The sequence below is a fragment of the Rhodococcus sp. EPR-147 genome (assembly GCF_001647185.1).
Lineage (GTDB): Bacteria > Actinomycetota > Actinomycetes > Mycobacteriales > Mycobacteriaceae > Rhodococcoides.
Map to the genome: position 1 here is coordinate 1 of NZ_LVCU01000388.1, position 2,643 is coordinate 2,643.

General features: G+C 60.7%; 5 protein-coding genes. 1 reads left to right on the forward strand and 4 read right to left on the reverse strand.

Translation table 11 applies throughout. From position 1 onward, the window contains the following. The 3 genes from A2J02_RS17255 to mftA all read right to left on the reverse strand — a co-directional run. The coding region (locus A2J02_RS17255) for a radical SAM protein (RefSeq protein WP_156516268.1) at positions 1-414 on the reverse strand (414 nt) is incomplete at its 3' end. A 34-nt stretch (positions 415-448) separates the two neighbouring features. Further along, a complete protein-coding gene (gene mftB / locus A2J02_RS17260) occupies positions 449-742 on the reverse strand; it encodes a mycofactocin biosynthesis chaperone MftB (protein WP_068051521.1) in 294 nt (97 codons plus the stop codon). Positions 743-744: 2 nt separating this feature from the next. Then, complete coding sequence (mftA, locus tag A2J02_RS17265; RefSeq protein WP_068051523.1) at positions 745-858, reverse strand: mycofactocin precursor MftA; 114 nt, start codon at positions 856-858, stop codon at positions 745-747. A gap of 105 nt (positions 859-963) precedes the next feature. Here mftA and mftR point away from each other — a divergent pair, with 105 nt between their 5' ends. Further along, positions 964-1,617, forward strand: coding sequence for a mycofactocin system transcriptional regulator (gene mftR / locus A2J02_RS17270; protein ID WP_068051525.1), 654 nt, complete (start codon positions 964-966; stop codon positions 1,615-1,617). Positions 1,618-1,702: 85 nt separating this feature from the next. Here the strand turns inward: mftR and A2J02_RS17275 are convergent, their stop codons facing one another. Then, the gene (locus A2J02_RS17275; RefSeq protein ID WP_068051527.1) at positions 1,703-2,449 is read right to left on the reverse strand and encodes a FadR/GntR family transcriptional regulator; all 747 of its coding nucleotides are present in this window, start codon (positions 2,447-2,449) and stop codon (positions 1,703-1,705) included. Positions 2,450-2,643 lie beyond the last annotated feature (194 nt).

Sequence of the window (2,643 nt, forward strand, 5' to 3'; positions counted from 1 at the left end):
GACCTCTGCCGTCGCGCCGTCGATGGAGATCTGCACATCCACGTAATCCGACGCAGCCAAACGCGCCGCGACCTTCTTGTCGATCTTGACCCCGTTGGTGGAGAACTTCACCCCCACCTGATGCGCAGTCGCATAGTCGACGAGCTCCCAGAAGTCCGACCGCACCGTCGGCTCACCGCCACCGATGTTGACGTAGAACACCTGCATCTTCTGCAGCTCGTCGATGATCGACTTGCACTGCTCGGTACTGAGTTCGCGCGGGTCACGGCGACCCGACGAGGACAGGCAGTGCACGCAGGAAAGGTTGCAGGCGTACGTCAACTCCCACGTCAGACAGATGGGGGCGTCGAGTCCGAGTTCGAATTGATCGACCAGTTTTCCTACCGGAGCTGGTCTTTCGAGGGTGGAGGTCATGGGCGGAAGTCCTCTTCTGCGATAGGTCAGGGCTTTACGGGCGAGTGATCATGTTCGAGCGGGCCAGCGTCGCGAGTGCCGTGACGTACGGTGCCGACTGCGACTCGGTGATTCCCGCAGCCGCGATCGCCGACCGCATATCCGGGTGGTCGGGCAGCGATTCGATGATCGCCACGATCGTGCGGTTCTTCAGGAACGAGAGCTTGCGAGTTCCGAAGTGGTAGAGCAGCGCCCCGAACGACTCCGGCCGCAACGCCACCTGCGGATGCAGAATCCACCGCACATCCAGGTCCAACTCGTCGAGGTCCTCGCGCACCGCAGTGGTCATGATCAGTACACGCCGCACATGCCGTCGATGGATACTTCCTCGACCAACGACTCTTCGACCAGATCGGAGTCGACGACTGCCGTATCGACTACAGCGTTCTCGTTGTTCTTCGACATCGGAAACCTCCTGAGGTTGTTCGGACCACAATCGGAGTCGACAGTGGCTTGGGTCACCAACATAATGACACTGAGTGCAGAAAACCAGAGAATGGAAAGAAGAAAATGGTCAGGAGCGCAAAACCGTCCAGTCAGCCAGGTAGGCGCCCGTCCACAACGCGGGGCGAGCTGAGCGATCTCGGAATCGAACTGTTCGCCGCCAAGGGATTCGAGGAGACCAGCGTCGACGACATAGCCGATGCTGCGGGCATCGCGAGGCGCACGTTCTTTCGCTACTTCCCGTCCAAGAACGCAGTTCCCTGGGGCGATTTCGACGCTCAACTCACGGCATTGAGGACGCATCTGAACGACCTGCCCGGCAGTGTCGGACTCGCGGACGGACTGCACTCGGCCCTGTTGCAGTTCAACACATTTCCCAAGGAAGAAGCCGCCGTACACCGTCAGCGCATGGCACTGATCCTGGGAAATCCAGCACTGCAGAGCTACTCGATGGTGATGTACGAGGGCTGGCGTCAGGTCATCGCCGAATACGTGGCAGCACGGACGAACTCCGACCCCGGCGACCATCTTCCGCGCACTGTCGGATGGATGCTCTTGGGGGTGGCGATCTCGGCGTACGAGCATTGGCTGATCGACGAGAACAACAGCCTTCCCGAGCTTCTGACGGCAGGAGCGTCGGTTCTCTTCACCGGCGTCGGTCCACTCCGAGCGTCCAGCGGCACTGTCGAAAGCCGACTGGACGGAGAGCACATCGAGTGAGCACTGGAAACCGAGCACTGCGCCGACTCACACCGTCAGCTCGATGGAGTCAGCGACGAGATCCGCTCCGACACCACCTCGCGATCTACATCTGCCACCGAACCGGACGGGAAATGATGGCCCGCAGGCGGCGGCGGTAGTACTTCGCCGATTCGCCGACGAACGCGCTCATCGTGGCCGCAGCAGCGTCGGGATCGCGCAAGCTCAGCGCGTCGAGAACGTCCTGCTGCATCTCGATAGCCGCAAGCCGCGTCGCGAGAGGATGCTCGTTCGGTTCGGCGTCACGTACCAACAACCAGAGAGTTTCCATCAGGATGTTCAGGACCGGATTTCCGGCCGCGTCGTACACCCCCCGCTGGAACTCTGCATTGTTCTCCTGGAAATTTCCGTAATCACCAGGGTCCTCACGCATTCGGTCGAGAGCACTCTGCATGTGCTGTATCTGCTCGTCGCTCACATTCGTCGCGGCCTCGCGAGCGATGATGGGCTCGAGCATCAGACGGGCATCTATGACATCGCTGATGTTGGCCCCGTCCAACTGCAGGAACAGCTTCATGGTGTTGCCGAGCGATTCGAGCCTCGGTCGCTTGACCACAGGGCCGCCGCCGATCCCCGACTTGATGGTGACCAGATCACGGCTTTCGAGCAACCGCAGCGCTTCACGGACCGTGGTCCGAGCAACACCGTGCTCGGCCATCATGTCTTTTTCCGTGGGCAACCGCTCCCCCTCCACGACGCCCCCGTCGAGGATCCGGTCCGCGATGATGTTGGCGATCCTCGCGGAGACCTTGGGCGACCGCACCCGCGGAGCGGTGCTCTCCTCAGCTGTCATGTCTATGACCTGACATCGTTGTTCTCGGTGTGATGCGGGCTAACTCTATACATAGTTTGATAGCTTAGTTACTGTAGTGATTGTCAGAAAACTGAGGGACTAGGGCAGGAGCCGACCATGTTGCCGACTCGGCCGCCGGACATCGACCTCGCCCGGACGTATCGCGAACGCGGGCTGTGGAGAGATCTTCCGAT

Coding starts and splice junctions, on each gene's coding strand:
- A2J02_RS17275 (WP_068051527.1), bottom strand. CDS start 2,449: ATGACAGCTGAGGAGAGCACCGCTCCGCGGGTGCGGTCGCCCAAGGTC.
- mftB (WP_068051521.1), bottom strand. CDS start 742: ATGACCACTGCGGTGCGCGAGGACCTCGACGAGTTGGACCTGGATGTG.
- mftR (WP_068051525.1), top strand. CDS start 964: ATGGTCAGGAGCGCAAAACCGTCCAGTCAGCCAGGTAGGCGCCCGTCC.
- mftA (WP_068051523.1), bottom strand. CDS start 858: ATGTCGAAGAACAACGAGAACGCTGTAGTCGATACGGCAGTCGTCGAC.